The 25,312-nt window shown below is 45.8% G+C and carries 26 protein-coding genes and 1 riboswitch; of the genes, 18 read left to right on the top strand and 8 right to left on the bottom strand.

Going from position 1 to position 25,312, the window contains the following annotated elements; translation table 11 throughout:
- The first annotated feature begins 3 nt into the window (after positions 1–3).
- The 5 genes from MHH25_RS25250 to MHH25_RS25230 all read left to right on the top strand — a co-directional run bounded on the left by MHH25_RS25250 (position 4) and on the right by MHH25_RS25230 (position 5,163).
- Positions 4–963, top strand: coding sequence for a metal ABC transporter permease (locus MHH25_RS25250; RefSeq protein WP_017692397.1), 960 nt, complete (start codon positions 4–6; stop codon positions 961–963).
- On the top strand, positions 963–1,835 hold the full coding sequence (locus tag MHH25_RS25245; RefSeq protein WP_340018469.1) for a metal ABC transporter permease: 873 nt from the start codon (positions 963–965) through the stop codon (positions 1,833–1,835). Before MHH25_RS25250 ends, MHH25_RS25245 begins: the two co-directional genes overlap by 1 nt.
- A 393-nt stretch (positions 1,836–2,228) precedes the next feature.
- On the top strand, positions 2,229–2,978 hold the full coding sequence (locus MHH25_RS25240) for a Cof-type HAD-IIB family hydrolase (protein WP_036605740.1): 750 nt from the start codon (positions 2,229–2,231) through the stop codon (positions 2,976–2,978).
- Positions 2,979–3,032: 54 nt separating this feature from the next.
- Positions 3,033–3,473, top strand: coding sequence for a DUF456 domain-containing protein (locus MHH25_RS25235; RefSeq protein WP_047841365.1), 441 nt, complete (start codon positions 3,033–3,035; stop codon positions 3,471–3,473).
- 61 nt (positions 3,474–3,534) lie between these two features.
- Complete coding sequence (locus MHH25_RS25230; protein ID WP_076319823.1) at positions 3,535–5,163, top strand: polysaccharide biosynthesis protein; 1,629 nt, start codon at positions 3,535–3,537, stop codon at positions 5,161–5,163.
- A 200-nt stretch (positions 5,164–5,363) separates the two neighbouring features.
- Here MHH25_RS25230 and MHH25_RS25225 read toward each other — a convergent pair whose 3' ends face one another.
- Entirely contained in the window at positions 5,364–6,650 is a 1,287-nt protein-coding gene (locus MHH25_RS25225; protein WP_340018468.1) for a DUF2515 family protein, read from the bottom strand.
- Positions 6,651–6,792: 142 nt separating this feature from the next.
- On the opposite strand from MHH25_RS25225, the gene MHH25_RS25220 reads away from it, so the two are divergent.
- The 6 genes from MHH25_RS25220 to MHH25_RS25195 all read left to right on the top strand — a co-directional run bounded on the left by MHH25_RS25220 (position 6,793) and on the right by MHH25_RS25195 (position 12,261).
- Positions 6,793–7,137 (top strand): thioredoxin family protein, encoded by a 345-nt coding sequence (locus MHH25_RS25220; protein ID WP_017692403.1) that lies wholly within the window; start codon positions 6,793–6,795, stop codon positions 7,135–7,137.
- Between the two features lie 299 nt (positions 7,138–7,436).
- The gene (locus MHH25_RS25215) at positions 7,437–8,375 is read left to right on the top strand and encodes a heme A synthase (RefSeq protein ID WP_340018467.1); all 939 of its coding nucleotides are present in this window, start codon (positions 7,437–7,439) and stop codon (positions 8,373–8,375) included.
- A 163-nt stretch (positions 8,376–8,538) separates the two neighbouring features.
- Entirely contained in the window at positions 8,539–9,255 is a 717-nt protein-coding gene (locus MHH25_RS25210) for a Cthe_2314 family HEPN domain-containing protein (RefSeq protein WP_017692405.1), read from the top strand.
- A 129-nt stretch (positions 9,256–9,384) separates the two neighbouring features.
- Positions 9,385–9,526: riboswitch (SAM riboswitch) on the top strand.
- Positions 9,527–9,652: 126 nt separating this feature from the next.
- On the top strand, positions 9,653–10,687 hold the full coding sequence (locus tag MHH25_RS25205) for a methionine ABC transporter ATP-binding protein (protein WP_101314217.1): 1,035 nt from the start codon (positions 9,653–9,655) through the stop codon (positions 10,685–10,687).
- On the top strand, positions 10,688–11,347 hold the full coding sequence (locus MHH25_RS25200; RefSeq protein WP_036673326.1) for a methionine ABC transporter permease: 660 nt from the start codon (positions 10,688–10,690) through the stop codon (positions 11,345–11,347). It begins immediately after the preceding gene.
- A gap of 74 nt (positions 11,348–11,421) precedes the next feature.
- Positions 11,422–12,261 carry a MetQ/NlpA family ABC transporter substrate-binding protein gene (locus MHH25_RS25195; RefSeq protein ID WP_036605748.1) on the top strand — a complete coding sequence of 280 codons (840 nt, stop codon included), beginning with the start codon at positions 11,422–11,424 and terminating at the stop codon, positions 12,259–12,261.
- A 123-nt stretch (positions 12,262–12,384) separates the two neighbouring features.
- Here the strand turns inward: MHH25_RS25195 and MHH25_RS25190 are convergent, their stop codons facing one another.
- A complete protein-coding gene (locus MHH25_RS25190) occupies positions 12,385–13,356 on the bottom strand; it encodes a DUF2167 domain-containing protein (RefSeq protein WP_340018466.1) in 972 nt (323 codons plus the stop codon).
- Between the two features lie 46 nt (positions 13,357–13,402).
- Between MHH25_RS25190 and MHH25_RS25185 the strand changes: the two genes are divergently transcribed.
- A complete protein-coding gene (locus MHH25_RS25185; RefSeq protein ID WP_340018465.1) occupies positions 13,403–14,182 on the top strand; it encodes an SDR family oxidoreductase in 780 nt (259 codons plus the stop codon).
- A gap of 138 nt (positions 14,183–14,320) precedes the next feature.
- On the opposite strand, the gene MHH25_RS25180 is transcribed toward MHH25_RS25185, so the two are convergent.
- A complete protein-coding gene (locus MHH25_RS25180; RefSeq protein ID WP_017692412.1) occupies positions 14,321–14,566 on the bottom strand; it encodes a NifU family protein in 246 nt (81 codons plus the stop codon).
- 78 nt (positions 14,567–14,644) lie between these two features.
- Here MHH25_RS25180 and MHH25_RS25175 point away from each other — a divergent pair, with 78 nt between their 5' ends.
- Positions 14,645–14,899 (top strand): YuzB family protein, encoded by a 255-nt coding sequence (locus MHH25_RS25175; RefSeq protein WP_036605750.1) that lies wholly within the window; start codon positions 14,645–14,647, stop codon positions 14,897–14,899.
- On the opposite strand, the gene MHH25_RS25170 is transcribed toward MHH25_RS25175, so the two are convergent.
- Complete coding sequence (locus MHH25_RS25170; protein ID WP_036673332.1) at positions 14,896–15,957, bottom strand: NAD(P)/FAD-dependent oxidoreductase; 1,062 nt, start codon at positions 15,955–15,957, stop codon at positions 14,896–14,898. The genes MHH25_RS25175 and MHH25_RS25170 overlap by 4 nt on opposite strands.
- Before the next feature lie 234 nt (positions 15,958–16,191).
- Positions 16,192–17,298: an aminofutalosine synthase MqnE gene (gene mqnE, locus MHH25_RS25165; RefSeq protein WP_047841294.1), complete on the bottom strand. Its 1,107-nt coding sequence runs from the start codon at positions 17,296–17,298 to the stop codon at positions 16,192–16,194.
- Between the two features lie 630 nt (positions 17,299–17,928).
- On the opposite strand from mqnE, the gene MHH25_RS25160 reads away from it, so the two are divergent.
- The 5 genes from MHH25_RS25160 to rarD all read left to right on the top strand — a co-directional run bounded on the left by MHH25_RS25160 (position 17,929) and on the right by rarD (position 21,769).
- The gene (locus MHH25_RS25160) at positions 17,929–18,285 is read left to right on the top strand and encodes an iron-sulfur cluster assembly accessory protein (protein WP_036605753.1); all 357 of its coding nucleotides are present in this window, start codon (positions 17,929–17,931) and stop codon (positions 18,283–18,285) included.
- Between the two features lie 237 nt (positions 18,286–18,522).
- A complete protein-coding gene (locus MHH25_RS25155; RefSeq protein WP_036605754.1) occupies positions 18,523–19,164 on the top strand; it encodes an NAD(P)-dependent oxidoreductase in 642 nt (213 codons plus the stop codon).
- Between the two features lie 285 nt (positions 19,165–19,449).
- Entirely contained in the window at positions 19,450–19,815 is a 366-nt protein-coding gene (locus MHH25_RS25150; RefSeq protein WP_340018464.1) for a hypothetical protein, read from the top strand.
- 345 nt (positions 19,816–20,160) lie between these two features.
- A complete protein-coding gene (locus tag MHH25_RS25145) occupies positions 20,161–20,739 on the top strand; it encodes a hypothetical protein (protein WP_340018463.1) in 579 nt (192 codons plus the stop codon).
- Positions 20,740–20,890: 151 nt separating this feature from the next.
- Positions 20,891–21,769 carry an EamA family transporter RarD gene (rarD, locus tag MHH25_RS25140; RefSeq protein ID WP_340018462.1) on the top strand — a complete coding sequence of 293 codons (879 nt, stop codon included), beginning with the start codon at positions 20,891–20,893 and terminating at the stop codon, positions 21,767–21,769.
- A gap of 521 nt (positions 21,770–22,290) precedes the next feature.
- Here the strand turns inward: rarD and MHH25_RS25135 are convergent.
- The 3 genes from MHH25_RS25135 to MHH25_RS25125 all read right to left on the bottom strand — a co-directional run bounded on the left by MHH25_RS25135 (position 22,291) and on the right by MHH25_RS25125 (position 25,130).
- Positions 22,291–22,770, bottom strand: a complete 480-nt coding sequence (locus MHH25_RS25135) for a hypothetical protein (protein WP_340018461.1) — start codon at positions 22,768–22,770, stop codon at positions 22,291–22,293.
- A gap of 735 nt (positions 22,771–23,505) precedes the next feature.
- The gene (locus MHH25_RS25130; RefSeq protein WP_243391499.1) at positions 23,506–24,519 is read right to left on the bottom strand and encodes a glycosyl hydrolase 53 family protein; all 1,014 of its coding nucleotides are present in this window, start codon (positions 24,517–24,519) and stop codon (positions 23,506–23,508) included.
- A 383-nt stretch (positions 24,520–24,902) separates the two neighbouring features.
- Positions 24,903–25,130: a hypothetical protein gene (locus MHH25_RS25125; RefSeq protein ID WP_017692425.1), complete on the bottom strand. Its 228-nt coding sequence runs from the start codon at positions 25,128–25,130 to the stop codon at positions 24,903–24,905.
- Positions 25,131–25,312: the final 182 nt, after the last annotated feature.

The following is a 25,312-nucleotide window of genomic DNA, read 5'->3' as shown; positions in this document are numbered from 1 at the left end:
TGCATGTGGAACTGGATCGTTGCCATCTTATCTGACCCCAATACACGTTGGATATTGCTTGGCTGTCTGTTGTTAGGATTCAGTAGCGGGATTATTGGCTCCTTCACCTTTCTTCGTAAACAGAGCCTGATGGGGGACACCCTTGCTCATGCTGCTCTGCCTGGGATCTGTATTGCATTTATGTTGACGGAAACGAAGTCCGTAGGCTTGTTTCTGTTCGGTGCTCTGGTGGCTGGCATTGTCGCTACCTTCGGAATCTCGTGGATTACACGCTACTCCCGGATCAAGCAGGATGCGGCGATGGGAATTGTGCTGACCGTCTTTTTCGGGGTTGGTGTAGTGATGCTGACGCGCATCCAGCATGGGGCGAGCGGAAGTCAAAGCGGACTCGATAAATATTTGTTTGGGCAGGCGGCATCCATGGTCATGACGGATGTGTATGTCATGGGTGGCGTATGTTTAGTATTACTGATTGCCTGTCTTGCCTGGTTCAAGGAATTCAAACTGGTGAGTTTTGACCCGGGATTTGCACGTGGTATGGGTCTGCCAGTTGCCATGTTAGAGCAGCTCATTCTGCTCTTGACAGTGATCGCGGTGGTTGCAGGAATTCAGGCCGTTGGTGTGGTGCTTGTTGCAGCCTTGCTGGTAACTCCAGCAGCAGCGGCACGGTGCTGGACCGACTCACTTGCACTGATGGTGGTATTGGCAGGCATATTTGGTGCATTGAGTGGTGCAACAGGCACGATCTTCAGTACGCTTGTACCTAATCTGCCGACAGGACCTGTAACCGTTCTTGCGGCTACGGTGTTGTTTGCCGGGTCAGCCTTGCTGGCTCCGCGTCGTGGATTATTAGCTCGACGTTTGCGTAGTATTCAGGCAAAATCGGCGTATATGCGTGAAGAGCGGGCTACACTCCAGACTCTCGCCACACAGCGAAATCAGCAGGAACGGGGGGAGATGTAATGGCAACGTTTTGGATTATCTTAACGGCCGTATTGGTTTCTTCCGCCTGCGCCATCCTCGGTTGTTTTCTGATTCTGCGGCGAATGGCTCTGGTCGGTGATGCGATCAGCCATGCAGTTCTCCCCGGTATTGCGATTGCTTTCCTGTGGAGTGGTTCCAGAGATTCATTGTGGATGCTACTTGGTGCAACGGTGTTTGGACTACTGACGGTGTTCTTCATACAGAGTTTGCAGGCGGGTGGACTGTCGTCTGATGCCTCGATCGGAATTGTGTTCACAGCACTCTTCGCAGTAGGTGTCATTCTGATTAGTCTGAACGCCCAGCATATTGATCTGGATCTGGATTGTGTTTTGTTCGGTGAGATCGCTTATGTTCAGTGGGATACGCTAACCCTTGGAGGTACGGATGTCGGGCCGAGGGCGGTCTGGATGCTGGGTATCACTTTGCTAGTCATCCTCGTCGTTATTGGGCTGTTCTACAAACAGTTCAAGTTATGTGCCTTCGATCCGGCGCTGGCTGCGGCCTGCGGCATTCCAGTAGTGCTGTTCCACTATCTGCTCATGGGACTCGTTTCGATGACGTCCGTAGCTTCATTTGAAAGTGTTGGTTCGATTCTCGTTGTGGGCATGCTGATTGTACCTGCGGCGGCGGCTTACCTTCTCACTGATCGTCTGGGCAAAATGATTCTGTATGCCGTCCTAATCGGAGCAGCATCCTCGGTTGGAGGTTACATCATGGCATACGCCCTGGATGCTTCCATTGCGGGCTGTATGGTAGCTGTTGCTGGAATTCTGTTTGTTCTTACACTGCTGCTGTCACCGAAACATGGCATCGTATTCCGTTACGCTCGTCGCAAATTCGCGGCAAGGTAATGGAAGTTTAAGTGATAACAGGTGAATAAATAAAATTATAAGAAGCCGTCTGCATCGCAGGCGGTTTTTTGCGTGTCTGGTCGTATTACTTTGACAAGGGCAACCGGATATAACATATGCAATATAAATTGATTATGTAGCGTCATCCTGCTGATTACGGGTTATTTTGTTGCATACAGATGATCTGTGGTAAAATGTCGTTAGCTGTGACGTCCGGAGCGTCCGTTGTTACGGGTGCCGGGCGATCTTGTTGTGAAAGAATGTTTAAAATAGATAAAGAGAACCTTTAAGTTGAACTGGAGAACCATTGTGGTACGGAGAGGGCCCGCGTAGTGCCTGAATGGATATCCATGAGTTCAACTTGGAGAGAGACAACCTAGGAGGAACTACTGTATGAGTGAACTGAAATACAAATTGCTTGCATTGGATATGGATGGAACATTACTTAACGATAATCATGAAATTACACAGGAGACCGCCAAGTGGATTCAAATTGCCATTCGTCGGGGTGTACATGTGTGCCTTTCTACGGGAAGAGCGGTATTCCACGCCATGCCTTATGCGGTCCAGCTTGGGCTGGAGACACCGATGGTTACTGTTAATGGTAGTGAGGTCTGGAAAGCCCCGCATGACCTGCATATGCGTCATCTGATGGACCCGGCATTGATTCGCAGAATGCAGGAAATCGGTGAAAAATATAATAGCTGGTACTGGGCATACTCCGTGGAAGAACTGTTCAATCGGGACCGCTGGACGGACAACATTGAAGGTCTGGAATGGTTGAAATTCGGCTTCAATACGGAAGTGGATGAAGTGCGTCACCAGATCATGATGGAACTGCAACAAATGGGCGGTCTGCAAATGACCAACTCCTCACCCGTTAATATTGAGATCAACCCTGCTGGCGTATCCAAAGCCAGTGGTGTAGCCGAAGTCTGCAAGCTGCTGGGCATCGAGATGTCCGAAGTTGTTGCTGTCGGAGACAGTTTGAATGATCTGGCTGTCATTGAGGCCGTGGGTCTTGGTGTGGCTATGGGCAATGCGCAAGAGCAGGTGAAGGAAGCAGCTGATCTGATCGTAGCGAGTAACAATGAAGACGGCATCGTCGAAGTGATCCGTGAACATATTTTGAAGGGGGAGTAACCTTTGCTCGCAACCGTTGCCTGGATTTTAATTGTACTGCTGTTTGCAGTGGGGATGGCTGGAACGGTATATCCTATACTGCCTGGTGCTGTAGCGATTTTCTTCGCGTTTCTGGTCTACGGCTGGTTCTTCAGCTTTGATCCGTTTGGTGTGTGGTTCTGGATCATTCAGATTCTGATTGTTGTTGTGTTGTTTGTGGCTGATTATGTCGTCAGCGCATGGGGTGTGAAGAAGTTCGGTGGCTCCAAGTTATCGACCACGCTGAGTACCATTGGTGTTATCATTGGTCCATTTGTCATTCCGGCATTCGGACTGGTGCTGGGACCATTTATCGGTGCATTTATCGGGGAACTGATCGGAGGGTCTTCACCTTCCAAAGCGTCGAAAGTTGGATTTGGTTCCGTCGTGGGGCTATTTACGAGTACTGTGATGAAAATTATTTTGCAAATCGTCATGATTGTTCTCTTTATTATCTGGGTGGTAAGATTCGCCTAAACGTTCAGGATTAGCTTCAACGGGATGCACGTCCGGTGTGGAGGAAAGAAGGGGAATTCGTTTGTCTAAGAAAGAAACATTCATTAGGGGTACGCTCATTTTGGCGGCCGCTGCGCTTATCGCAAGAGTACTCGGATTGGTTCAACGGGTGCCGCTGGAGCATATCCTCGGCGATATCGGTAACGCATCGTTTACCATCTCCAATACGGTATATTTAATGCTGTTAACTGTAGCAACGGCGGGCATACCGAGTACACTTAGTAAGATGGTATCGGAACGTTATGCGCTCGGACGCGCGAGTGAAGCCCAACAGATCTACCGTGCAGCCCTGATCTTTGCCGCTGTGGCTGGGGTAGTCATGTCTGCTTTGTTGTGGTTCGCGGCACCTTATTATGCTACGTATGTGTCCAAAGTACCGGAGTCAGTCAGCGCCATTCGCGCCTTGGCTCCAGCGTTACTACTTTTCCCGGCTATTGCGATGATGCGTGGATATTTCCAGGGACGCGGCAACATGACAGCAGGCGGTATTTCACAGATCGTGGAACAGTTCGCCCGTGTAGGTACAGCCATTATCGTGGCTTATGTCATGCTGCAATGGAATTATGATGACCAGACGATTGCTGCGGGTGCTTCATTTGGTGGGGTATTAGGAAGTGTGGGTGCCTTCGGTGTCATGCTGTACTTCACCTTGAAGCTACGTCGTAGCGACCGTGCGGCCCAATTGAATTACGAGCGTGCAGAGCAGTTGCCGATGCGAGGTATCTACAGTGATATCTTCAAGCTGTCTATTCCAATTGTGCTGTCCTCACTTGCAGTTCCAGCCATTAACTTCATCGATTCATCCCTTGTGGTACCACTGCTTAGTGGCCAGATCGGACTCGAAGAAGCGACTGGTGTACTTGCGATCCTCGGGGCGAAGGCCCAAAGTATTGCGGGGATTCCTCCGATTCTGGCTATCGCTTTGAGTCAATCGTTGGTGCCTGTCATTTCAGCAGCATTTGCACGCAAGGATGAAGCGCATCTGAAGAGTCAGGTTACACTTGCCTTGCGCATTTCGATTCTGACTGGTATGCCGATTGTCATTGCACTTTGTGCGGCAGCATATTCGGTTAACGGATTGCTGTTTACCAATCTGGATGGAACACCGATCATTGCCTTGCTAACATTCGGTACCATTTTCCAGATTACGATGATGACCACCAATTCCATTTTACTCGGGGTAGGGAAACCGCGGATTACGATGATCAGTGTCGCAGCAGGTGTTGTGATCAAACTGATCGCAAGTCTGATTCTGGCGCCGATCTTCGGCATTTACGGCATCATTATTGCAACGGCCCTCTGCTTCTTGGTCATCACGTACCTGAATCTGCGGGTCCTTCGCAAAATCGTTGATTTCTCCATCATGGGAGATCGTTGGAAAGGATTTATCATTACGGTCTTGCTTGCAGCAGGTGTAGGGTTTGCAACGAACTGGATTGGGAATACGATTTTTGGACTGTTCCTGCCAGCGCGTGTATCCTTCTTGTTTACCTGCCTTGTGGTTGGTGTGCTTGTTGTGGTGGTGTATCTGGTTCTCATGGTTGTGCTGCGTGTACTGCGCAAGGACGAGCTGGGCAGTTACCCCCGTATCCTGCAAAAAATTCTTCGTCCACTTATGCGTCTTCAACGTGGAGCTGGGCAAAGAGGTTAAAAATGCAAGGAGCATCATTTATGCTCCAATATTTTGTGAAAATAGGATACAAGCTCTGTCTGCTGTTAAGCGGACAGGGCTTTTTGTATAGTTAGGGAATGCTGAGCGACTGAACTAGACATTAGGCCAGCAAGCGAGGATTAGCGGTACATCGGGATATCACATCATCCGTCTTTGCCTGCTCTATATAGTCTTCAGCATTAGTGTGTGATAGCTTTAGCATCATGAGCCAGTGCTGTTTTCAGCATGCCATACCGGTGTTCGTGACTCATCTCAAACAGCCATGGGCGACGCGGTGCCGTCAAATAACCGAGACAATCCCGAGTCTGAAGCCAGTCCTGTCTGGTAATCGGTTCATAAGGCGTGTCCCCCCATACGGAGAGCAGTTCCGGACTGTATAATCGTTGCCCTTCTGGAAGCCATTCTTCATCCATTAGCTCCTGAGCATAAAGTGTATGTTCACCCGCCTCGTCTTCACGATTGGTAAACAGATCAGGCCAATATTCAGCGCGCGAGCCACGATGGGAAACCAAGCGTGCGAACTCCAACACTTGTGTGTGTACTTTCTCCACGCCAAACAATAGTGCATATAGGCCTTTACCAAACATGATTCGCTCATCCAGTTTGCCAAAATGTTCAATGACGCGTCCTGCGAGTCCTGCTCCCTGTCCAAGAGGAAAGACGATATGATTCAGACCGGCCAGATTATGCAGATGGAATGCGGGTTTGGAAAGTACTTCTTTTTGAAAATAAGGATGCTGCACCACCCGGCTCTCGATATAGTTCTGCTCATTAATAATTAATGCCACACTTAGCAGTGAACTGCATCGTTCCAGCCAAAAGCGTTCCCAAAACGGCGTCATAAACGCCGATACGTGAAAGTGCGACAAGAGATGGAAACAGCTACGTCCGATCCGGCGACTGTTCATATACAGCAGAAGCTGTGGATATGCATCCTGGAAAATGAGTGCATTGCACCGCTCCAGCAGCCGATACATATGCTCGCGATCGCTTTGATTCTGTAGATTATGCATTAAGTCACTCTGAAGATCTGTCATGTGATATCCGCCGTTGCGAGAGACCATATGGGCAAGCAGTGCCCAATGCAGTTCGGGATATTGTTCATAACATTCCAGATAGGCTGCCGTGCGAGTGATATTACTCCGATTGTGCTCTTGAGTCAGTGTCTTAATCTCTTCCAGAATGATGCAATCTTCTTCGCAGACGAGTGCGCTTTGAACCTGGTCCGTGCGTGCAAAAGATTTGTTGCTGGCAGGTAACAAACGCTCCACCTCAGACTGTAAGGCAGCTGCCGTATCGGTATTCCACTCGATATCACGCAAAGGGTGACGAAGCTGTGCAGAAGCTTGCCATGCAGCCTGTTTGCCACGCCAGATTTCCCGGGCAGCACCCGGAATGGAACGGACCATCTGCAGGAGGGACCCGTGATGTTGTTCGCTGGAAGAATCGGTTCTGGTGGAAGTCATGATGTGACATCCTTTCATGATGTTCTGGGTTTAATTTCACAGACTATGTGGTTTATTCTAAGTATGCGCTGATTATTTGACTTCCACTCGCCAATTTGCTTCACTTAGGGTAAGACAAGGTACAGAAAGGGAGATGAACCGAATGGAACAGATTACTTCCAAACCGGCTTTTGATGTAGCCATCCAATCCCCACGTTTGACGATTGCCGTATTCAAGGCAGACTGGTGTGGTGACTGCAAATACATCGATCCGTTTATGCCTGAGGTTGAAGAGAAATATGCACGTGAACTGACCTTAATTGAGGTCGACGTGGATCAGGTTGGAACTGTTAGTGAAGAGCAGAATATTCTTGGCATTCCAAGCTTTGTGGCGTATACAGATGGCCGCGAACTCGTACGGTATGTGAACAAGCTGCGCAAGTCGAGAGAAGAGATTGAGCAGTTCCTGGATCGCGCAGTTGAGGTGTACAACACGATCCATAAATGATAATAAAAGTATGACAGGTTCATGTTGTAAAAGGGTATAATAAAAAGAACGCCATTTCTCTTGAAATAGGGAAATGGCGTTTGTGTGTTCGACACGTCTATGTAAGAAACGTTTCTGTACATATCCCCAATGACCTGCGGGTCATTATTTCACCAGACGTTAACATTTTGTCACAAAGCGCGACGTCAATGAACATTTTATCCGGTATAATGAATTTAGTTGTGAAATAAGTGTCAAAGTACCGAAACAAGCGGAGAATAATTCTTCGCCATCTTAAACCAACAGCGGGTGAGAAAAAATTGAAACACTTAACTTTGTTTAAATGGTTAACCGTATTAACCTGTCTTGTCATGTTTCTGGCCACTTTTGGTGGAGGCATCGTAACCAAAACGGAATCGGGCCTTGGCTGCGGAACAGAATGGCCTTTATGTAACGGAAAACTCGTTCCCGCACATACTGTGGCTTCACTCATTGAATATTCCCATCGCGCTGTAAGTGCACTGGCTGGACTGTTGTCCATTGCCTCGTTTGTTGCTTTTCTGCGGTTTGGCAAGTCACGCCGTGACCTGCAATTGTTTTCTTTCTTAACTCTGGTATTTGTTATCGTCCAGGGAATCATGGGGGCTTTTGCCGTTGTCTTCTCCCAATCTTCAGCAGTCATGGCACTGCATTTTGGTTTTGCACTGATTGCTTTTGCCAGTTCTCTAATGATGGCGCTGGGCATAAGGCAGGAGGCAAAAGATGGCGGATTGGAGCGCCTGAATAAATACCCTCGGGTTAGCAAAAAATTCAGGAATCTGGTCTGGTTCTCCACCATTTACACATATCTCGTGGTATACACAGGTGCATTTGTGAGTCACACGGATTCTGCCGGCGGATGTTCTGGATTTCCGCTTTGTAACGGTCAGATTATTCCTGAGCTTTCGGGTGGGGTAGCGGTTGCTTTTGCTCACCGTGCAGCAGCTGCGTCGCTCGTGATTGTTATCGCGATCCTGGGTCACTTCGCTTACCGTAATCATCCGGACAACAAGGAAATGCGTACTCTGGGTGTGGTATCCGTTGTTCTTATTCTGATGCAAGTAGTCATTGGTATTTTCATGATGGTGACAATGAACCGTCCGGAAGTATACATGTTCGTAGCTCTTGCTCATATGCTGGATATCGCCATATTGTTCGGAGTCTTAACGTATATGAGTTTCCTGGTGTACAAGCTACATCTCCCGGCTAATCGTTTTTAAATATGAAAGTCCACCATCCAGTGATGTACATCATTGGACAGGTGGACTTTGTTTGATGTCAGAGGGATCAGGGCAACCTATGGCAAGCAGCAATTACACGGAATGAATGATGCTTCGTTTACGGTGATGAATTCTTGTTGATTTGGAAAAGAGGAGGTTAGATATGCTGCGAACGTTGTTGGGGGAAAAGCCACGTATAAACGAAGGTAAATTGAAAGCAGCGATGGACGCAATGGCGCATACGCTTGAGCTATTTCAACGACAAATGCATGTGGACCATGATCCCACGCATGACTATCGGAAACTGTATGTGTGGACTCAGGGACTCATCTCCTCACTGGATGAACTGGAGCAAAGCTGTTTCGCTGCTGCTCATTTTCGTAAAAAGGTCGTTGCAGGTTCAACGGATGATATGACGCCGACTGAAAAAGCCGAGTATGCACGTTATGTGTATTTCTACAAAGATGGCTTTATCCGCTGCTTTGCCATTCTGGATAAAGTCGGCACAGTATTAAATGAAATATTCCAGCTGAATACTTCCAATACCAAAGCGCATTTTTCTTATTTTACTGTGTTAAGGCAGTTCGACTATGCAAGGGAGCATCATGATCTTGCATTGCAATTAATACAGATCAAGGACTCTTATCGTGAACCGATGAGCAAGCTGCGCAAGCGACGTAATATGGAAATTCACTACATGAACTCAGAAATGCACGATGACCTGTGGCAGTTACACCAGACCTTGCAAGGTAAAGTGAAATTGGAGGATCTGAATCAGCATGTGCAGGAAATGCGTCAGGGCGTGGATATGGTCTGTGAAACATTAACAGCCTCTTATAGTTATATCAATAAAATATGGAAAAGAAATAATTCCCTTTGACAAATCGGAATACTTGGAATATACTGAGTTTCAATCGAATGTTACATGGATATAACTGATATTTCGGAAGTTACGTTCACATTATAAAGCATAAACTACATGAACTTATAAAATCCTACAACAACATATTTCTTATCGAGAGCGGCGGAGGGACAGGCCCGATGAAGCCCGGCAACCGATTTGTAATGACATGATACATGTATCATTCGTTATAGATGTTAGGTGCTAATTCCTACAAAATGGTGCAAGACACGATTTTGGCAGATGAGAAGGTATATTCTTTCACGTGAAGAGCCCTCTTTGTATCTGCAAAGGGCTCTTTTTTTGTACTTTAGGGGGAGTTTTCCTTTAGATCGGGTAAAGATACATGTAGGTGGTTGGAAAGGGGCAAGTGCGATTGATTGAATTAAAAGGTTTAACGAAAACGTACGGCAAAGGAACAAAATCTACAACAGCGTTATCCGAGTTGAATTTGAGCATCCAAAAGGGCGAAATCTACGGAGTGATTGGCCATTCCGGAGCGGGCAAAAGCACATTGATTCGCTGTATTAATTTGCTGGAACGGCCTACGGAGGGTGAGGTATGGGTTGACGGAATTAACCTGACTGAACTGAGCAAAACCGAATTGCAGCAACAGAGACGCAAGATCGGAATGATTTTTCAACACTTTAATCTGTTATCCTCGGCAACGGTATATGACAATGTAGCTTTTCCACTAAAACTTGTGAATACACCCAAGGAAGCCATTGATCGCAAAGTGAAGGAAATGCTCGCACTGGTTGGTCTGGAGCACCATAGCAGCAAATATCCGGCTCAATTATCGGGTGGCCAAAAACAACGTGTAGGGATTGCGAGAGCACTTGCAAGTGACCCAAATGTTCTTCTCTGTGATGAGGCTACTTCGGCACTTGATCCGCAGACGACAAATTCAATCCTTAAGTTATTACTCGACATTAATGAAAAGTACAACCTTACGATTGTGCTGATCACACATGAGATGCATGTCATTCAGAACATCTGTGACAAGGTGGCTGTCATTCATCAAGGTGGCATTGTGGAACAAGGACCTGTTACAGACGTGTTCCTGAAGCCGCAGCATGCGATTACGCGGGACTTCATGATGCGTGACCATGAAGCTGGACTTGCTCTGGAAGAGACCGCTCTGGCAAATGCAGGCGTTGAATTGCAGGCAGGTGCTGCTTCCAAACTTGTGAAGATATCCTTTCTGGGTAACAAAACGTATGAAGCGATTTTGTCTAGAACGGTACGTAAAACAGGCGTGGATTTTGCCATCCTGCAAGGTACAATCTCTACGATCAAACAGGTTCCTTATGGGCAGCTGACCGTTCGGTTCGAGGGTGATTCAAATGCGATTGATCGGACGATATCAGAATTAACCGCTGAGGGACTTGATGTGGAGGTGCTTCGTTAGATGGATTTTTCAACCGTACGTTGGGAAGAGGTTGGTAAAGCTTCCATAGAGACACTGCAAATTTTGGGTGTATCAGGCTTGTTTACCGTTATCTTAGGTTTACCGCTCGGAGTACTGCTGTTCATGACAGCCCGATCTGCTTCGATTAAGTCACGGGCAGTGTACACTATACTATCCCTGATTGTGAATATTTTGCGCTCAGTCCCATTTATCATATTGATTGTTGCTCTTATTCCATTCACTCGTATACTCGTCGGAACAGCTACGGGGGTGCTCGGCGTTATACCTCCTTTGGTGATTTCAGCAGCTCCTTATTTTGCTCGTTTGGTGGAGACGACGTTGCGAGAAGTTGATCGTGGTGTCATTGAAGCGGCACAGTCGATGGGTGCATCGACCGGACAGATTGTAAGACGGGTGTTACTGCCTGAGGCACTGCCTGGACTGCTTGCTGGTATAACGATCACCATTGTTACGCTCGTCTCCTATACGGCGATGGCGGGCATGGTTGGCGGTGGAGGTCTGGGAACACTGGCAATCAACTATGGATACTTCCGTTATCAAAATGAAATTATGATCATATCCGTAGTGTCGATGATCATTCTAGTGCAAATTCTCCAGATGGCTGGAGATCGCTTGGTTACATTTTTCACCAGGAAATAACACATAGATAACATGATGGATATGCATTAATGCAGATGCCACATGACAAAATGATTAGAGAAGGGGTTTTACACATGAAAAAATGGTCTTTTGCTCTACTTAGTCTTATGTTGATTGCGGTTCTCGCAGCTTGCGGAAACAACAAGGACGCCGATAGCGGCGCAGACAATTCAGCAGGTGCACCTCGTACAGTTGAATTGAAAGTTGGAGCTTCACCTACACCACACGCAGAGATTCTGGAAAGCATCAAGCCTGAACTGGAAGCACAAGGTATCCGTCTGCAAGTCGTTACATTCAACGACTATGTTCAACCCAATCAGCAACTTGCTGACAAAAAATTGGATGCAAACTTCTTCCAGCACCAACCATATCTGGACACAGAGAATAAAGAACGTGGATTCAACCTCGTTTCTGTAACACCTGTTCATGTTGAACCTTTTGGTGGATACTCCAAAAAGATTAAGTCTTTGGATGAATTGGCAGACGGCGCAAAAGTAGCAATTCCAAATGACCCATCCAATGGTGGACGTGCACTGTTGTTGCTTGCGAAGGAAGGTATCATTACGCTGAAAGACAACACAAATATTACATCTACGATTCAAGATATCACAGCCAATCCGAAGAACCTGGATATCATCGAGCTGGATGCAGCCATGATGCCTCGTCAATTGGATGAAGCGGATCTGGTATTTATCAACGCTAACTATGCGCTCGAAGCGAACCTGAATCCGGCGAATGATGCTTTGCTGATCGAAGATCTGCAAGGTAACCCATACGCAAACATCCTCGTTTCCCGTGAGGACAACAAGGATGCAGATGCAATCCAAAAACTGGCTGCTGCTTTGCACTCCGAAGAAGTAAAAACATTCATCAAAGAACGTTATAAAGGTGCAGTTGAACCTGCAACTGAATAATTCACGATATGTATGATATGATGTGAAGCTATTAAGATTAAGCCGTATATCTCTTCTGAAGAGATATACGGCTTATTTTATGTTTCCTAATCTGTGCTGACGTGGGGATCAACAAGGGAAGGGTTAGGGCTTATCTTGTTTCTCCGCGTTGGATGGATGCCCAGATTGGAGGTAGTAGGATAATTCATTCTGATCAGCATACTGCTGTTCATCGGCTTCTTGCAGGTACGTCCTCTCGGAGGGAGAGAGTTTCTCTTCTTCTCCGTGTGAGCTTTTGATTTTGTATCTGATCCAACCGATTAACCCAAGGACGACAACGAGGATCAAAGCCCATCCTTTTTTGAGCAAAAGAAGAGCACTGAATTTTTGGGAAGCCGTGTACCCGATCCCGCCCATCAGAAGACTGTTGAGCCCTATGGTGGATGTTTTGTCAGTCGAAGCATTGTACTCCTCGTAGGTATATCCTGCATTGATGCTAAGTTGATTAAGGACAGTTTCCTCGAATACCTGGCGGCTCTGTTGAAAGTTGTCCGTATCGGTAACCAGAATGGCTGTGATGTACCCTTCGCGTGTCAGGAGTTTTACATTGTAATTGACCATGGCTTGCTGATCAGCATTCTTAAAACCGAGGGAGTAAACCAACTGATGTTTGGTACTGTCATATGTCGGTTCGATCTCCCACCCCGTTATGTACGTTCTATATTCAGGATCAAATTCTCTGTTATCTTCTTCTGTGCCTCGGATATAACTGCTTAACAGCTCTTCGGCACTTAAATTTTGATCGTCATCATGGATATGACCTGTCTTCACGTACTCGAACACAACATACCACGAGCCGAATTCACTATTGCTGGTTAGGCTTCCGATTTCGTTCCCATTAGGCTTTCCATCACTGTTAAGTATCGAGCGTTGGGTATTGGGCTTATCCAGATAGGAATGGCTTTCAGGGACTTCCAGGGTGGCCTTACCGTCCAAAGAGACAGATGCTGGTCCAGTAATCCAATCGTACTCATCAGGTGCTGGCTCAGTCAAAATATATTTGGAATTAAAGGTGGATAATCCCTTGTGGATAAGCGAGTTGTAGGAGGACGACAAATCTTTTATACTGGATAGTGACTGCTCTTTGAAGAGGGGGATGAACGTGAAGGGAAAGATTGCCCTCATAACGGGAAGTGCCAAAGGTCTTGGTAAAATGACGGCCCTCAGTCTGGCAGGTCAAGGGTGCCATATTGCCCTCAACTATGTACACAGTAGAACAGAAGCTGAGGCTTTAAAGGCTCAGATTATAGCCAAGGGTGTGAGATGCATTGCCATCCAGGCTGATATATCCAAGGTGGAAGATATCTCTTCATTGGTTGAGCAGGTGGAAGGCAACCTGGGCAGCATTGATATTTTGGTGAATAACGCAGGTCCATTTGTCCGTGAACGACGATTATTTGCGGAATATTCTGAAGCTGAGGTACAGATGCTTGTGCAAGGAAATCTGCTGGGACCGATGTTGCTGGATCAGCGTGTATTGCCAGAGATGAGACGCAAACAATGGGGACGCATTATCCATTTTGGCTTCAGTCACGCTGGAGAAGCGAGATCCTGGCCTCATCGCGCCGTATATGCGGCTGCCAAGGTGGGTCTGGTTTCTTTTACAAAGACACTCGCGGTTGAAGAAGCTCCGTATGGAATTACGGTTAACATGGTATGTCCAGGTGACATTCGTGGTGCGAACAAAGAGAAAACGATTGATGAAATGGCAGGCATCACCGACGAGGAAACGCCAAGAGGGCGCCCAGGCAGCGGTGAAGATATTGCACGAGTGATTACGTATCTGTGCCTTGATCATTCCGATTTTATAACAGGCAACATTATGGATGTATCTGGAGGACTTGATCCGATTCGTCCGACCATACAGCGCGAGGATACTTAAAAGGTGAATTGAAGGATTGTACGTGGAATCTGGTAAAAGGGACAGATGAAATGTACTCTCTGCATATGCACACAAAAAAAGAGCCCTCCGCTTCATGCGAAGCGAAAGGCTCTTGAGGTTTATTTCGTGAAGGATTGATTAGAATACTTGTACGACTTCTTGTACACCCTCAACTTCTTCGAGAAGGGCACGTTCAATCCCGGCTTTTAAGGTAATGGTGGAGCTTGGGCAACTGCCGCAGGCACCGACCAGTTTCAGCTTAATAATGCCGTCTTCCACGTCGACCAGTTCCACGTCACCGCCATCGCGTTGCAGAAACGGACGAAGTTTGTCAAGCACATCAATTACTTCATCATACATGGTGCTTTGTGCGTTTTCGCTCATTTTTTTCAACTCCTTTCCCCTATATTATATTACAAATAGCCACAAATTAAAATGGTCAAACAAAGCAGGTGAACCTATATGAGACCGATTATTGAATTTTGTGCCAATAATATGCATTTTGGCACAGATGAAGTCATGGATCAACTGGAAGAAAATCCAGACTATGATGTGATTGAATACGGCTGCCTCACCAACTGCGGCCAATGTTCTATGACTCCATTTGCACTGGTGAATGGTGAAGTTGTCATCACGGACAAAGTTGAAGATCTATATAACGCCATTCTGGCCAAAATTGCCGAAGCCGATGTCTGGGACGAGCTGGATCTCGACTAACCGAGATGACGCTTGGACATCCAGAGCACACCACTTTTCAAAATACGAGGTACACGTCCCATCATGGACGTTTTGCCCATCAGCCCAAACCCAGACTTCTTGCCGAGTGCACCCAGTGTGCCACGAAGCTTGAGTGGATGTGGATTGGGCTTTTCGCCTTTCCAGAGGGCATGCTGAATATGGGCGATCTGTTCACCCTGTACTTCTGCAGCTTGACCGCTAGGTGCATAAGGTACACTGGCACAGTCACCAACGACATACACATCGGTATATTCCGGGATTTGGTAGTATTCATTCAGGACGACACGTCCTTGAGGGTCTTTGGTTACGTCCAGATCCTGTACCACTTTTACGGGCTGAATGCCTGCAGTCCACACGACAGCATCCGTTAGAATCTGTTCATCCCGGTTATAGATAGCATTAGGTTCAACGCGTGAAATGGCGATATGCCCGCGTGTCTCTACCTGATGTTCGTTAAACCATTCATGCACATACACGGATAGACGTTGCGGGAAAGCGGATAATACACGTTCACCACGATCCAGAATGCTGATGTTTAGATCGGGTCTGCTCTCACGGAGTTCGGCTGCCATCTCGACACCACTTAATCCGCCACCTACGATATGCACATTGCCATAGGCTTTGACTTCATTAAGGCGCAGGTAGGTCTCGCGTGTTTTGCTAAAGCTCTGAATGGTACAGCTGTAGTCTTCGGCGCCTGGCGTGTTGTGGAAACGGTCTGTACAACCAAGTCCAATGACAAGTTTGTCGTACACGAGCGGGTCTTGGCCTTCAAATTCAATCTGACGCTGTTCCAGGTCAATCGAAGTAACTTCTCCATAACGGTAAGTGACTTTATCGCTCACTGGAAATTGGATACGCAGGTCATAATCAGATACGGTTCCTGCTGCGAGTGCGTAATATTCTGTCTTTAATCCCTGAAAGGGGCTGCGGTCCACCAAAATAATTTGTGTATCGGATGGAATTTTACCCTCCAGAAGTTCCTTGATGATGGTGAGGCCGCCATAGCCGCCTCCAAGAATGACGAAATTTTTCATGACTCGGCTTCCTTTCTGCATCAGTCCCACTGAAATGGGGCTGTAAACTGTGGAGCAGCTATGCAATAACATAGCTGCTCCTTTTGTTATGATTTAAATAATTGAAAAGTAGATATTGAAAATTGAAGATATTAATCAGCAGTTTGCACCACTCGAATTCAAACGTCTCCCTATAATGAAAGCTACGTTCTGGAGTGGTGCTGGTGCAATATTGGTTGTAAATGGAGTTATATCCTATTCGTACACTTGAATTTCATTGTAGAACGTATCACGTTCTACCGGAATACGTCCTGCACCCTTAATGAGCCATATGAGCTCTTTACGTGTAAGGCCTTCAGGTGTGAGTGCACCTGCCGCATGACTAATCCGTTCGCGAACGATCGTACCGTGTGCATCCGAAGCACCGAATCCAAGGGCAACTTGAGCTAGCTGTGGACCGATGTTAATGAAGTATGCTTTGATATGATCGATGTTATCCAGCATCAGACGGCTGATCGCAATTGTTTTGAGATCCTCATAAGCCGAGTTACGACGCATAATGCTTGCGTTTTTACTTTTTGGTTGCATGGAAAGTGGGATAAAGACCATGAATCCGTTGGTCTCGTCTTGCAATTCACGGATCTGCACCATGTGGTTAACGCGGTCCTCATAGGATTCAATCGATCCATACAGCATCGTTGTATGGGTACGCATGCCCAGGTTATGAGCAGTACGGTGCACCTCAAGATAACGATCTACGTTCGCTTTGTCTACACGCATTTTTTTGCGATATTCATCCGACAGAATCTCAGCGCCGCCACCAGTCAATGTTTTCAAACCTGCTTTTTGCAGCTCCTGCAGAACTTCCTTGATACTGAGTCCGCTAATCCGGGTGAAGAAATCAATCTCGGCTGCCGTGTAGGCTTTCAGCGTAACATCCGGATATTTCTCGTTTAAAGCACGCAGGGAATCGACATAATATTGAAAAGGAACATGGTTGTTATGTCCGCCTACGATATGGAACTCACGTACGCCTGGATGAATATGCTGTTCCACATAATCGATCATTTCCTGACCGGATAATGTATAGGAGCCTTCTTCACCCTGATCTTTACGGAAATTACAAAAAGCGCAGTGGGCTTCGCATACGTTCGTAAAATAAAGACTCATGTTTTCGATGAAGTATACTTTCTTACCATTTTTCCGCAAGTTGGCCTCATTGGCCAGCTGGCCCAAAGTCAGCAGATCATCTGTTTCATACAGATATACGCCGTCTTCTACGTTCAGCCTTACGCCGTTCTGCACTTTCTCAACGATTTCAGCCATTCTTTTGTCTGTGAACGGTGTTACCAATGTAGACATACTGTTTCCTCCTGTTCTTAACCGGATTTGAGTTGTGTGTAGGATCTGTATACAGAACTACATAGCAAAGATGCGGTCAACTGCCGCCTTCTTATATGGACTAACTCTTATTTACCCGGTGCAGCGTGTGCTGCGTACGTAAAGCTAATTTTTTCATTAAAGTGAGTCTTGTGACTCTATATGCATTGGGGACTGCGGACAGTCTCGAAATGTGAAAAAAATTACAACTCTATATATGATCGTCACCTGAATAAGACATGACAAAATATCGACATTTCAGTGCGACCACCTATTCATTATAAACCTCGTGTCGCGGGGGTTCAATACACTGGGAAGAAAAAGGAGTTCAGGGGGAACGCGGAAAGAGGCAAACATGACTTGAGACCCTTGACGGGGTGGAGTATAATTTAAAGAAGAGTTAATGAAAGGTAGTTCAAAAAGTCCGCTTTTGATTACGAAGGATGCCTAGCGGCATCTCAGCGTCGAATATGGGATTCAGCCGAAATGTCCGTTGCTCACGTAGTTTTGCCTACGCTCCGCTACTCCATTTCTATCTTCATCCCATCTTCTTGGTACTGAAAAGCGCCCTTTTTGAACATGATTTTATATGAAAAAGGAGAGTGACCTGGCATGATTAACATCAGCGAAACGGCTGCTGACAGATTGAAAGAGATGCTTGCACAGCAAGAGACACCTGGTATGTTCCTGCGTCTTGGCGTAGCACCGGGCGGTTGCACCGGATTTTCGTACGCCATGGGCTTTGACGATAAAGAGTCCGATGAGGACCTGTATATGGATATTCAGAGTATGAAGGTTGTAGTTGAGAAGGAAAACCTGAAGTATCTGGATGGTCTCGAAATTGATTTTGAAGAGTCCGGTATGACGGGTGGGTTCACCATCCATAATCCGAACGCGGTAGCCACTTGTGGCTGTGGATCTTCTTTCCGTACGAAGGAAGATGCGGGTGTGCCTGATAAGGATTGTTAAGAACTGAGTTGTACTGCGGTTTCCCAATCTTGTTTTAAAATAAGCAGTATGCAATCCCTTTAATAGATAGCCTCTGAATTGTATCCGTTCTGCACGGGCATGATATCAGGGGCTTTTTTGCGTATACTGATGTGCATGGTTGACAAACTTAGTTGTAACAACTATAGTTACATTATAAAGTTCAAACATAAACAATATCGCAAAAACAATATCGATAATTACAAAGGAGAGATCATGATGAACATTGCAATCATTGGTGCAACAGGCAAAGCAGGAAGTGTAATTTTGAAAGAAGCAGCAGACAGAGGTCATAAAGTAACGGCAATCGTTCGTAATGCATCCAAATTGGAAGATAAAAGCCTGAATACGCTGGAGAAAGATGTATTCGATCTTACAGCTGAAGATCTTAAAGCGTTCGATGTGGTTGTAAATGCATTTGGTGCTCCAGCGGGTAAAGAAAACCTGCATGTGGAAGTAGGACAAGCGTTGATCAACATCCTGAAAGATGCACCAAACACTCGTCTGATCGTTGTGGGTGGAGCAGGAAGCCTGTTCACAGACGAGTCCAAAACATTGCGTGTCTTTGAATCCCCAGGATTCCCGGATGCTTACAAAGCAACTGCAACGAACCAAGGCCAAAACTTGCAGGATCTGCAAGCATCTTCGGGTATTCAATGGACATTCTTGAGCCCGGCTGGATTCTTTAATCCAGAAGGTGTACGCACCGGCAAATATCAAGCAGGCAACGACGTTATTCTCGTGAATAGCGAAGGCAACAGCTACATCAGCTATGCAGACTATGCGATTGCTTTGGTTGATGAGATCGAGAATCCACAACACAAAAACGAGCGCTTTACCGTTGTTGGCGAAGTGAAGTAATACTTTGAAATTATAATATGGAACATACAAACGGACGCTGATCTCCACAGATCGGTGTCCGTTTTTTTTTGTTATCGAAGAGGGAAGTTCTGCAATAACGTTAGATAGGTTAGATGATTATTGTTCAACTTCCAACTACTCCTTTGAATCTATGTTATATTATTCTAAAGATGGGAAGGAAATGTGATTATGTGAAAACCATCTTCTCTTCATTGGAATTGCTGCGAGTTCAAAAGTACAAGGGAGTGAACAGTTCTGAAGATGTATTCTAAAGGAGTTATATTATTGATCTTTGCGGTTTTTATGATTAGTGTATCGAGTGGTTCAGGGTTATCCCAATATACAAACGTTAAAAATACGATGAATCAATTTCACATCACTTCTTTTTATCCGAAAAATAAGAATGGACAGACATATGGTTCTGCCGCATATGCGACTTCTCCAGAAACGGAACCTGATTTAATCTTGGCTACTGGTGTGGATGGTACAGACGGATATCTGCTGAAAAAAGACATGGATGGCGAGCAACCCAAAACACCTGAAGAAGCTATTGCGATACAGAACAGCAGATCACCAGATGGTCGTGATATTCCACTGTATGACAAGGATGGTGAAACCGTAATCGGTGTGTTTCGTGTTGGAGGAGAGTGAAAGAAACCAAAATAGGATCAAATGTGACGTTACCATACATAGACGATTCTTTTCTGAATGGCTTCCTACTACAGGATATGAACAGGTCGACGGAATGGAATTTGAAATTACTGGAGTTAAAGATGGACTGAATTTTGTTGAGTTATGGTTTGCTGTAAGAAAAATATCTTAGTTTTATTTCTTTTAGATTAGTCTTGAATAATAACTTAATAAAGACAAATGGAGCAAACAATTGTGTCCGATTGGTTGCTTCTTTGTTCATTCACCTACCGGCCAGGGAAAATGCAACATTTTTCCTGTTAAACAGGTCAATAAAGATGTACCAATTAACATTATGAGAAGAAGGTGGAAAAACTGAAGCTTCGTATAATCACGTTAATTTTTTTTATATCTAGCGTGTTCTTTATCTCAAATGCACAAGATGTTAACGCTTTGTCATGTGCTGTATCGGGAAGCCCCCAAGAAGAGTTAGAAATATATGATGGAGCTGTTTATGGTGAAGTAAAGCAAGTAAAGGTCGACTTGAAGCAAGAGGGATTTACGGGGACCAAAGAGAAAATTAGATATATTTTAGTGGAAGTTGAGAGGAGTTGGAATACTGAAGTTGACTCTCAACTAATTATCGCAACCAACTTCACATGGGGATTTGATTTCAAGGAAGGTAACAAATACTTAATATACTTTAGCGAAGTGGATGGTGAATTAAGTAGTAGTCCGTGCAGTTCAACCATCGAAATGAACAATATTAATCAAGCAACTGAACTATTCGGGGAAGGCTTTCCACCAAAACAACAAGTAAACTTAGAACACAAAATGTGGTTTATGTTTGAGCAAGATATTGATTTGTTTATCGTAGGTGTGATCGTATTTGCGGCGATCTTTACCTTCATCATGAGAGTAAGAAAGAAAAAGCGCAAAGCATAATTTGGTAGTGCTAAACGTGTAGCTTTTGCTCAAACAAAAAGTCATTTGAACTAGGCATGGATTCCTGTATGACCTATTACCCCCTTTACTTAAATGAGGATCGAGGCGTATAATCCGTTGAGATATCAGAGCAATAAGAGGGGATACAGTTATGAATAGTGGATTAATCAACGCGATCATTGCGTATATCATGTGGGGAGTTCTCCCGCTGTATTGGAAGTTGTTTGAAAATGTACCGGCAGGTGAGATTTTATCGCACCGGGTTGTCTGGTCATTTGTCTTTATGGGGATTTTCGTTGCCGTCCAACGTCGTTGGAGTGACATGAAGCGCATTCTGACCAGTCGTTCGACCCTGCTGTCCCTTACCGCGAGTGGGCTGCTAATTGCTATTAATTGGCTGATCTTCATTTGGGCGGTTAATAACGGTCATGTCGTTGAGACAAGTCTGGGCTATTATTTGAACCCGTTACTGAATGTGCTGCTGGCGGTTGTCTTCCTTCATGAAAAGCCAAACCGTGGACAATGGCTCGCGATTGCCATCGCTGGTGTCGCGGTGCTTATCATCGCTATCGACTACGGGCGTTTCCCATGGGTTGCGATCTCGCTGGCCGTGTCATTTGGCTTGTACGGTCTGGCGAAGAAGAAGATTAAGCAAGATGCTTCTGTGGGCTTATTTTCGGAGACAGCTGTAGTTCTTCCCATCGCACTCGGCTACTGGATCTACTTGGCCATTGTGGGAAAAGCAACGGCATGGACGCTGCCTGCACCGATGTTCTTCGAACTGTTGCTTTCCGGCGTGGTGACGGCGCTGCCACTGCTGTTCTTTGCACGGGCGGCTGCTCGAATGTCGTTGTCCACACTCGGCTTTGTACAGTATATTGGTCCGACAATCATGCTGATCCTGAGTGTGTTTGTGTTCAAGGAAACGGTCTCGCCAGTTCTGCTTGTTGGTTTCGCACTCATCTGGACAGCGCTCATCGTATACGCTGCCGCATCGATACGTGCTACGAGACTCGCTAAGGTAAGCTGAACAGAGGTATCTGGTATCGCCATAATTGCCCTTTCTGCCAATGAGGTGGAGAGGGCAATTTGTTGTTTGTGGGGGAGCGATAGGTCGATAAAAACTAAAAAGGAAGGCTGATCAACGTTATGGTAAAATACAGGAGTAGTAATCAAAAATAGTAACCAAAAAGAGAAATAGAAAAACGAGGAGGCGACAGATATATGATGGTTAATAACCGTTACCGCAAACGAGAACCATTCTTTGTAAAGAAGGCTGTAGTTCAGATACTATTTCAGTTTGCAGTTTCAGCAATAATCGGTAGTATATATGGGTTCATGATGGTCAACGAGACGATAGGTAGATATATTAATAAACTATTACCGAGCACGGATGGTCCGGATCTTCATTTATATCTGCCCGTTGTGATAACGGTGTTCATCTACTCATGTTTTATTCAGAAGAAACAACGGATTTTTCTTGAAAAAATATCATTTAGTTGTCTCCATATTTTGGTTGCCCTAATAAGCTGTTTTTCTTCAGTTGTTGTGTTATTGGTGATCTAATCCGGATTCCGACGTATCCACACCTTCAGCCCCATCAACTGCATCGATGATACCGACAGCGAGTGTTGTTACCGCAGCAGCAGCTAAAAGATTCTTGGCACCAAGCTTCACTCTGTCCTTATCTTCCTCTTTCATGCCCACAACAACATCTTTACCGCTGTTATATACATACTTGGCTGATATCGCTACACCTTTTGCAGTATTGGTTACAGCACCTCCAATATCGGCAAGCCCCGCGTCTATGGCGGTATCATCTTTTCGAATTGCACCACTGGCAAGATCATATGTACCGCTAGCGAGTTGTCCAACGGTTTTGCCTGTATTAATCGTGGCTTTCTCTACGCCGTTTCCGACTTCTTTGATAAAGGGGCTTCCTGCAATTTCGCCAACAACCCTCACGCTACCGCCCAACACTTTCCCGGTAACTTCCCCAGCTAACTGACCGAACATTTTTAAAAAACTCATCCATTTTCCCCTGCTCTTAAAATAAGCTAACCCCGATGTTCTGCATGATTTTATTTTATTATATTCATATGTAAGCGAAAAAACCATTCTGCATTTAGCCTGCTCATAAGAACGTTGCGCCCCCGGAATGCCCTGCACGCTGCCCAAATGGCACCCTCAACTGTACACTCGCTCCAACGTAAAAAAAGGCGCTACTCCCACCGGGAACAGCGCCTCAAGCCCTTGTTTTACCTTACTACTTACCATTTGACTACCCACGGTTTTAGAAGTGTCTCAAGGAGCAGCAACGTAGTGGAGGGGGCGGAATCGATTCTGAAGAAGCGGAGCGGTCGCCTTTATCCCCGGATTTTCCCCAATAAGGGGAATTCATAAAATCTGGGGATAACAGCGATCATAAGAACGATCCGCCACCGGAACGCCCACCACGATGCCCCCTCAATGCACTTCATCGCCAAAAGGCGCTAATCCCCCCGGGAACAGCGCCTCAAGCTCTTGTTTTACCTTACTACTTACCATTGCCTACACACGGTTTTAGAAGTGTCTCAAGGAGCAGCAACGTAGTGGAGGGGGCGGAATCGATTCTGAAGAAGCGGAGCGGTCGCCTTTATCCCCGGATTTTCCCCCTATCAGGGGAATTCATAAAAATCTGGGGATAACAGCGATCATAAGAACGATCCGCCACCGGAACGCCACCACACTGCTCCCCAAAGCCCACACTTCTAACCTCTCCGTGTTCTAGTCAATAAATCCTTCCATGACAACAGTCGGCATCATATTCGACTGCCAAGCGCCCTTACCATATCCACTGTTATAACCTGGTGTAGCCTGAGGCTCCCAGTAGAATACACCTTTACCTTTGCCATTTGGCAGATTGCGGATTTGGTTTTTCATCGCAGCAACAAAACTTTTTCCAGCTGCAGCCTGGTTATTGTCCATGCCAATTTCGGAGATGATGATCTCTTTGCCATAACGGTTGATCATATCCTTGGCGTTGTTTACTGTATTTGTCACAGCAGTGTTCCAGCCGGAAGCTGAAGGATAGAGGGACATGGCAATCATGTCAAAGTTAGCTCCGTTATTGATCAGACCACCAATATTCCATACATAGAGGGCGTTATCATCTCCACCTGCCAGATGCACAATGGTTTTGGTGCCGCTGCTCAGGGATTTTACTGCGTTATGGCCAGTGTTCACCAACCACGCATAGTTTTTCATGTTGGTAGATGCTTTACCATCTTCCCATAACATGCCGTTGCTTGTTTCATTACCGATCTGTACCCAGTCAGGGGTAACGCCTTTGCTTTGCATCGCCGTCATGACATCACGTGTGTGGTTCCACACCGCATCCATGAGCTGTTGAAACGTGTAGTTTTTCCAGGCAGCTGGTTTGGTTTGTTGACCAGGGTCTGCCCATGAATCGCTATAGTGCAGGGTAAGCATTACACTCATGCCAGCATTCTTGGCACGTTGTGCGAGTGCAGCCGCACGATCCTTATTCATGTAACCGTTCCCATAATCATTCGAAGGATTAACGAATACCCGAATGCGAACGGAATTGATTTGATAGTCTTTTTTCAAAATATCAATGATGTCGCGCTGTACGCCGTTTTTATCTTTCCATTTGTAACCTTGGGCTTCCATTCCGGGAACCCAACTGATGTCGGCTCCTTTGGCGAAACTTGGTGCTGCGCTGGCATGCTGACCTGCGGGCAACATGATGGAGGTGAATAACAAAACAAAAGCCAACATGATGGATGTCTTGAAACCCCTTACATTTTTGAACATTACAAGATGCCTCCTCGGATTTAGGTTGAGTTGCATCCTAATTATAGCCATCCTGGTTTGCTCTACTAAAGGGTCCATTTCCAATATTTTGGGTGTTTTCTCAACCTCTCTATAGAAAAAGAGAAAACAAAAAGCCGTCCGAAGACGGCTTTTCTACCCGTGGCGCTTTTTGAAACATTGATCCGTATCCCGCGCCTCCACCAGACTCTTTTAATTTGAGCTAGTGGATCGGGTAAGGGACACGTTCAACATGACATTAGAAATGTTGACGCACCTCCTTTCCTTGTGGCAAGAGTATACAACACCTTGTTTCGGAAAGCTAGTCTTTTTTACGTATTTACGAAAAATTATTTTTCAGTCTGGAACATCGTGATATCTCGTGCATAATGGCTCTTGGTTCCGTCATTGTTTCGAATGCGCACACTGTCTTCACTGATCCGCTCCACAATGCCACAACCGACCTCGCAATAGACACCAGCCGGGTCTTCCTGCCATGCGCTTACCATACATTGGGATAGTGCAGCTGTGAAAAACTCTATATTTTTTTGTAATGTTCTAGGTTTGTTGGATTTCATTATATACTCCTTTAATCAACTATATTTGGAATGAGAACAAGCAACCGGACCAAATCACACTGTACTTCACTTTACTCTGTCTATTGACCTTTGTAAAGGGATGGAAAAAGTTGCGGCCATGAGGTATCATTTACATAAATTTTACGTAGCGTTTACACTGCGCTGACGCTTGATGTTGATTA

It is taken from the genome of Paenibacillus sp. FSL H3-0457 (assembly GCF_037981725.1).
GTDB lineage: Bacteria > Bacillota > Bacilli > Paenibacillales > Paenibacillaceae > Paenibacillus > Paenibacillus amylolyticus.
Note: the sequence above shows the minus strand (reverse complement) of the source record. Positions and strands in the feature narration are given on the sequence as shown.

Excerpts from the sequence above, each read along its gene's own strand:
- MHH25_RS25250 (WP_017692397.1), top strand. The coding sequence starts at position 4 with ATGTGGAACTGGATCGTTGCCATCTTATCTGACCCCAATACACGTTGG.
- MHH25_RS25245 (WP_340018469.1), top strand. The coding sequence starts at position 963 with ATGGCAACGTTTTGGATTATCTTAACGGCCGTATTGGTTTCTTCCGCC.
- MHH25_RS25240 (WP_036605740.1), top strand. The coding sequence starts at position 2,229 with ATGAGTGAACTGAAATACAAATTGCTTGCATTGGATATGGATGGAACA.
- MHH25_RS25235 (WP_047841365.1), top strand. The coding sequence starts at position 3,033 with ATGGCTGGAACGGTATATCCTATACTGCCTGGTGCTGTAGCGATTTTC.
- MHH25_RS25225 (WP_340018468.1), bottom strand. The coding sequence starts at position 6,650 with ATGACTTCCACCAGAACCGATTCTTCCAGCGAACAACATCACGGGTCC.
- MHH25_RS25220 (WP_017692403.1), top strand. The coding sequence starts at position 6,793 with ATGGAACAGATTACTTCCAAACCGGCTTTTGATGTAGCCATCCAATCC.
- MHH25_RS25210 (WP_017692405.1), top strand. The coding sequence starts at position 8,539 with ATGCTGCGAACGTTGTTGGGGGAAAAGCCACGTATAAACGAAGGTAAA.
- MHH25_RS25200 (WP_036673326.1), top strand. The coding sequence starts at position 10,688 with ATGGATTTTTCAACCGTACGTTGGGAAGAGGTTGGTAAAGCTTCCATA.
- MHH25_RS25195 (WP_036605748.1), top strand. The coding sequence starts at position 11,422 with ATGAAAAAATGGTCTTTTGCTCTACTTAGTCTTATGTTGATTGCGGTT.
- MHH25_RS25180 (WP_017692412.1), bottom strand. The coding sequence starts at position 14,566 with ATGAGCGAAAACGCACAAAGCACCATGTATGATGAAGTAATTGATGTG.
- MHH25_RS25175 (WP_036605750.1), top strand. The coding sequence starts at position 14,645 with ATGAGACCGATTATTGAATTTTGTGCCAATAATATGCATTTTGGCACA.
- MHH25_RS25170 (WP_036673332.1), bottom strand. The coding sequence starts at position 15,957 with ATGAAAAATTTCGTCATTCTTGGAGGCGGCTATGGCGGCCTCACCATC.
- mqnE (WP_047841294.1), bottom strand. The coding sequence starts at position 17,298 with ATGTCTACATTGGTAACACCGTTCACAGACAAAAGAATGGCTGAAATC.
- MHH25_RS25160 (WP_036605753.1), top strand. The coding sequence starts at position 17,929 with ATGATTAACATCAGCGAAACGGCTGCTGACAGATTGAAAGAGATGCTT.
- MHH25_RS25155 (WP_036605754.1), top strand. The coding sequence starts at position 18,523 with ATGAACATTGCAATCATTGGTGCAACAGGCAAAGCAGGAAGTGTAATT.
- rarD (WP_340018462.1), top strand. The coding sequence starts at position 20,891 with ATGAATAGTGGATTAATCAACGCGATCATTGCGTATATCATGTGGGGA.
- MHH25_RS25135 (WP_340018461.1), bottom strand. The coding sequence starts at position 22,770 with ATGAGTTTTTTAAAAATGTTCGGTCAGTTAGCTGGGGAAGTTACCGGG.
- MHH25_RS25130 (WP_243391499.1), bottom strand. The coding sequence starts at position 24,519 with ATGTTGGCTTTTGTTTTGTTATTCACCTCCATCATGTTGCCCGCAGGT.
- MHH25_RS25125 (WP_017692425.1), bottom strand. The coding sequence starts at position 25,130 with ATGAAATCCAACAAACCTAGAACATTACAAAAAAATATAGAGTTTTTC.